Below are 3,890 nucleotides of genomic sequence, written 5' to 3' on the forward strand. Positions count from 1 at the left end.
GATCGTGTTCTTCCTGGTGTTCCTGAACACCTATGCCGGGGTGCGCGACGTCAATCCGGTGCACATCCATGCCACACGCATCATGGGCGCGGGCGAGTGGCAGCTGTTGCGCAAGGTGATCCTGCCCTCGGCCGCAGCCTGGGTGTTCACGGGACTGAAGGTCTCGGTGCCCTATGCGCTGATCGGCGCGGTGGTCGGCGAGTTCATGAGCTCGAACCGGGGCGTCGGCTTCCTGATCGCGCAGTCCTCGGCGATGTTCGACACCGCGAGCACGTTCGCCGGACTGGTGGTGCTGGCGGTGGTGGGAGCGGCGATCAATGGCGGGCTGAAGCGGCTCGAACGCCACGTGCTGCGCTGGCGCGCCGGATGAGCGCGAGCCCGGCGGCACGGTTCCGCGCCACGGTCGCGGCTGGCGGGATCGCGCTCGGCAGCAATGTGCGGTTCAGCCGCAGCCCCGAGATCGGCGCGATGCTGGCCGAGTGCGGCTTCGCCTGGATGATGCTCGACTTCGAGCACAGTCCGATGACGCCGCATCTCGCCTACGACATCGCGCTCGGCGCGATCCGTGCCGGCATGCTGCCGCTTGCGCGCCCTGCCTCGCATGATCCGCGCGAGATCGCCGGGCTGCTCACCAACGGCGCGCTCGGCGTGCTCGCGCCGCATGTCGATACGCCCGAGCAGGCAGAGGCGGTTGCGCGCGCCTGCCGCTTCGCCCCGCGCGGCCAGCTCTCGGTGCCCGGCTCGCTGCCGCAGTTCGGCTACGGCCTGAAGCTCGCCGAGGCCTGCGCGCGATTCAACGACGAGGTGGTGGTGGTCGCGATGATCGAGAGCGCGCCGGCGGTCGAGAACGTCGCCGCGATCGCTGCCACCGAGGGCATCGACGGGATCTTCATCGGTGCCTCGGACCTGCTGTGGGACCTCGGCCTGCCTGGCGGCTACGAGAGCGGCGCGCTTGCCGACGCGATCACGGCCTGCACGACGGCGGCGGGTGCGGTCGGCAAATTCGTCGGCCTCGGCGGGCCGCCGGTCGAGGCGGTGTGGCGCGCCGCGATCGCCGCCGGCGTGCGCATGGTGCTGACGGAGAACGACATGACGCTGCTGCTGCGCGGTGCGCGCGATCGCGCTGGCTTCTTCGCGGGGCTGGATGCGGCTGCCCGCGCGGTGCCGCTCCGCACCGGTTGAGCACCGGCGATGGCCGCTCCGCCCCTGCCCGAAGGCTTCCGCTTCGCCACGCCGGAGGTGATCTACACCGACCTCGACTTCGTGGTCGCGGGCGCCGACGAGGTCGCGCTGCTCAAGCGCCACGCGGTCAGCACGCCCCGGCGGCGCTGCCGGCTCTGCGCTCACCCCTCGCCCGAGGCGGCGCAGCAGGAGATGCTGATCGCCATGCTCGGCGAGAGCTATGTCCGCCCGCACCGCCATCGCGGCAAGACCGAGAGCCTGACCGTGCTCGAAGGGGTGGCGGATGCCGTGCTGTTCGACGAGGCGGGGGCGATTCGCGAGGTCGTGCGGATGACGCCCTATGACGCGGGCGGCCGATTCTTCTACCGGATGCCGGAGCAGCTCTATCACGGTCTCGTGTTCCGGACCCGCTGGTTCGTCTATCTCGAGACCACCTCCGGCCCGTTCGACCCGGCCTGCACCGAGCCCGCGCCCTGGGCGCCGCCGGAGACGGAGGCCGAGGCCGGGCGCGCCTACGCGGCGGCGCTGGCTGTGCGGCTGGGCGCGGCGTAGCCCCGGTAGATGCCGCAGCGCAGCAACGCGCGCTTCACACCGCCGTGCGGTTCCGCTAGACCGGCATGCGATTGCGCGATCGGCCTGACCTCGTCATTGCACGCCGCATCTGTGCGTGGATGACAGCCCCCGAGGCGCCGCGCGGGTGCCACGGGGCGAGGTCGCCGTCCGGTATCTGATCGGGAGCCGACATGGGCGTTGATTGGTCATATGTCCCGACAATGGAGCAGCTTGGGGTGTTGTCCCGGCCTGGCGCCGCGCTGCTCGATATCGGCTCCTCCAACCTGTACAACGCAAGTGCGGCCGAGATTGCGGCGTTCGTCCGACGGCACGTACAGGATCCCGGCTCCGATCTCGATGACTTCGCCGAGACGCTCGCCCGCGGATCGTCCCATGACCCCGTGTCGGGCGTAGCGAACCAGTCATTTCTCGGGCAGCTGCTTGAAAGGGCTGGCTTTCGCTACCAGGCGATCGACATCGCTGACGGATACGGGACTCGCATCCTGGACCTCAATCATGCCGAGCTTCCGCGAGACCTCCGAAATGCCTTTGATGCAGTCATCAATTTCGGGACGACCGAGCATATCCTCAATCAAATGAACTCGTTCCTGGCGATCCATCAGGCAGCCAAGCCCGGAGGGATCATATGGCATCAGCTCCCGGCAATTGGACATGTCGATCATGGATACTTCACCTATACAGGACGTTTTTTCTTTGATCTTGCGGGTTACAACGGCTATGACATCATGGATTTCTGGTTCGATGGCCCCGGGGAGGAGGAGGACGTCTATGCTGCGGTCCGATCCTACCGGGCGTTATTTCCGGCATTGGAGCGACGCCTGGCCGGGATCGAAACCGAACCGCGCGATCGACGGCTTGCTGCGCTCAGCATTCCAGCGGTGACCATAAACGTCATCTATCGCAAGGTCCGCGACGCCCCGTTCATGGGTACCATGGAGGCATCCACATCGGTGGGAGAAATCCCGTCCGTCGTTTCCAACACGTATCGTGGCGCGATGGGCAAGGCGACAACCGGCGCGCGGGGACTGGTCGCAAGAGGCCGATCACTGCTCGGCAGGTTACGAGGCGGCGGGGGTTGATGCGTACCCAGGGCGGACGCGAGCCTCCAATGACGGAAGTGCGCGCCGTATCTCGGCGAAGGGCAGGTTCGCCCGCTGGCGTCACAGCGCCCGGCGCGGTCCTTTCGAGCGAGCGGGGCCGCAAAGGGGACAGCGTAGCCTTGCCGCAGGGCGACCGTTTCGACACGGTCCAGGGTCAGTTCGGAGAACCTCGGACCGCATTGGGGCGGCAATGGATGTGACCACACGAATTGGATCGGCGCAGTGGGCTTTGCTCAGGCCACCGCTCCGTTCTCGGTTCTGCTCCGCCTCAGGGTTGCACCATACTGCATCATCGTCGACCGCTGAACGGCGACGGAGGAGCGCTCCTTGACACAGCATGCCGGCCGCACGTGGATCGAGACGGAGGCTGCTTTGGGCCCGGCCGGCCCGCCCGGCGCTGACCCCGCGACGGAGATCCGTGCCAGCGCCGCCGGCCGGCGGATCGTGTTTGTCTCGGGCAACTTCAACGTCATCCATCCCGGCCATCTCCGGCTGCTGAAGTTCGCCGCCGATTCCGGGGAGTTCCTGGTGGTTGGCGTCAATCCGGACACCACGCAGGGCGTGGCCGTTCCGCTGGCGCTGCGGCTCGAAGGCATCCAGTCGCTCGGCATCGTCTCCCACGCCTTCGCGCTCACCGAATCGCCGGCGGGCTTCATCGCCCGGCTGAAGCCCGACATCGTCGTGAAGGGCCGCGAGCACGCCGAGCGCCACAACCCCGAGCTCGCCGCGGTCGAGGCCTATGGGGGACGGCTGCTGTTCAGCTCCGGCGAGGTGCGCTTCGCCTCGCTCGACCTGCTGCGCCGCGAGTATGTCGGCAGCCCGCTCACCGCCCTGATCAAGCCGACAGACTTCCCCCGCCGCCACGGCTTCACGGTCGAGGGCCTGAAGGCGGTGCTGCCCGCCATGCGCGGGATCCGCGTGCTGGTGGTAGGCGACCTGATCGTCGACACCTACATCAACTGTGACGCGCTCGGGATGTCGCAGGAGGACCCGACGATCGTCGTGACGCCGATCGACCAGACGACCTTCGTCGGC

Annotated in this window: 5 protein-coding genes; all 5 read left to right on the forward strand. The window is 67.9% G+C overall.

The features are described 5' to 3' along the window. On the forward strand, window positions 1-370 hold a 370-nt coding region (locus tag ACTIFU_RS22935), incomplete at its 5' end, for an ABC transporter permease (protein ID WP_439580645.1). After that, a complete protein-coding gene (locus ACTIFU_RS22940) occupies window positions 367-1,182 on the forward strand; it encodes an HpcH/HpaI aldolase family protein (RefSeq protein WP_439580646.1) in 816 nt (271 codons plus the stop codon). The genes ACTIFU_RS22935 and ACTIFU_RS22940, both read left to right, overlap by 4 nt. Window positions 1,183-1,191: 9 nt before the next feature. Beyond that, window positions 1,192-1,734, forward strand: coding sequence for a WbuC family cupin fold metalloprotein (locus ACTIFU_RS22945; protein ID WP_439580647.1), 543 nt, complete (start codon window positions 1,192-1,194; stop codon window positions 1,732-1,734). A gap of 191 nt (window positions 1,735-1,925) precedes the next feature. Further along, window positions 1,926-2,834 (forward strand): hypothetical protein, encoded by a 909-nt coding sequence (locus tag ACTIFU_RS22950; RefSeq protein WP_439580648.1) that lies wholly within the window; start codon window positions 1,926-1,928, stop codon window positions 2,832-2,834. Window positions 2,835-3,182: 348 nt separating this feature from the next. Beyond that, the coding region (locus ACTIFU_RS22955) for an adenylyltransferase/cytidyltransferase family protein (RefSeq protein ID WP_439580649.1) at window positions 3,183-3,890 on the forward strand (708 nt) is incomplete at its 3' end.

It is taken from the genome of Elioraea sp. (assembly GCF_051860475.1).
Taxonomy (GTDB): Bacteria; Pseudomonadota; Alphaproteobacteria; order Acetobacterales; family Acetobacteraceae; genus Elioraea.